Raw genomic sequence first — 1,346 nt, 5'->3', positions numbered from 1 at the left:
CACGGCCGCGCTGGTCTCCGCCGGGGCCGCGCGCGTCGGGGCGGCGTGCGTGGTCATGGCCGCAGGAGGGGCGTGGGTGCGAACCGGTGCGCGCCGCGGGCGGCCTTCGTCGCGAGATAGCGGGCGTTGGTCGGACTCCAGTGCAGGCCGGTCGAGACCCGCTCGGCCACGGTGATCCCGAGCCCCTCCAACTGCTCGACCTTGTCGGGGTTGTTGCTCAGCAGCGCCACCCGGCCCATCCCGAGCGCCCGGATCATTTGCGCCGCCACCGTGTAGTCACGCGCATCGGCACGGAATCCGAGCGCCTCGTTGGCCTCGTACGTGTCCAACCCGTCGTCCTGCAGGGCGTACGCGTCGAGTTTGGCGTACAGCCCGATCCCGCGGCCCTCCTGCCGCAGGTAGAGCAGGTAGCCACCGGCGTCGGCGACCCGCTCGACGGCCTCGCGCAACTGCGCTCCGCAATCGCATCGGGCGCTGCCGAACACGTCGCCGGTCAGGCATTCGCTGTGGATCCGCACGAGCGGGTCGCGGCCGGGCTGGATCTCCCCCAGCGCCACGGCCACGTGCTCGCCGCCGTCGACGAGCCCGGTGAAACTGATGACGCGCGCCGGCACGGTGTACCCGTCGGCGAAGGCCATGGGCAGCGGCACGATCGTGCGGATCGTCGCCGCGGCGAGACGTCGTCTCATGTCAGCACCTCCAGGCGTGGGTCGAACACGGTGAACTCCCCTGTCGGGGCCGCAGCGCAGCGGTCGGAGAGGGCATAACGCATGAGGACGACATCGCCCATCTGACGCACGCCGCACAGCCGGGCCCGGCGGTCGCGGTTCCACGGGAGGGGTCCGTCGGCGACGACGCGGTGGGCGCGGGAGTCGCCGACGAAGATGGGCGCGACGACGACGTGCAGCTCGTCGGCCAGGCCGGCGCAGATGAACTGGGTGTGCACCGCCTGACCGCCCTCGACGAGGAGCCGGCGTACGCCCCTGCGGCCGAGGTCGACGGAGACGTCGCGCATGGTCGGCTCCGGGCCGGCGTCGATGACCTTCGCGCGGGTGCCGAGGCGTTCTCCGGCCGCGGCCGTGACGCCGGACGCGCAGTAGACGAACTTGGCGGTGCCGTCGTCGGCGAAGAACTGCGCTGCGGGATGCAGGGACGCGTGCCGCGTCAGGGTGACCTTGTGCGGCGAGGCCGGGCGCCCGGCGGCCACTCGGCGCGATCGGCGCAGCGCGGACCGCACGAGGAGCCGGGGATCGTCGGCCCGGATCGTCCCGGCGCCCACGAGGATCGCGTCGCACCCGGCGCGCACGTCGTCGACCCGGTCGAGGTCGGCCTCGTTGGACAGGATC

The 1,346-nt window shown here is 73.1% G+C and carries 2 protein-coding genes; both read right to left on the bottom strand.

Features of this window, described 5'->3' with window-relative positions:
* Positions 1-53: 53 nt before the first annotated feature.
* The gene (locus KD1_RS15935; protein ID WP_068403563.1) at positions 54-689 is read right to left on the bottom strand and encodes a GTP cyclohydrolase II; all 636 of its coding nucleotides are present in this window, start codon (positions 687-689) and stop codon (positions 54-56) included.
* The coding region (locus KD1_RS15930; RefSeq protein ID WP_157073431.1) for a RibD family protein at positions 686-1,346 on the bottom strand (661 nt) is incomplete at its 5' end. The genes KD1_RS15930 and KD1_RS15935, both read right to left, overlap by 4 nt.

This window comes from Kribbia dieselivorans NBRC 106261 (assembly GCF_001552435.1).
Classification (GTDB): Bacteria; Actinomycetota; Actinomycetes; order Actinomycetales; family Dermatophilaceae; genus Kribbia; species Kribbia dieselivorans.
This window is presented reverse-complemented; position numbering and strand designations above follow the sequence as displayed.

Bases quoted from the DNA above. Each gene is read 5' to 3' on its own strand.
- KD1_RS15935 (WP_068403563.1), bottom strand. From the start codon at position 689: ATGAGACGACGTCTCGCCGCGGCGACGATCCGCACGATCGTGCCGCTG.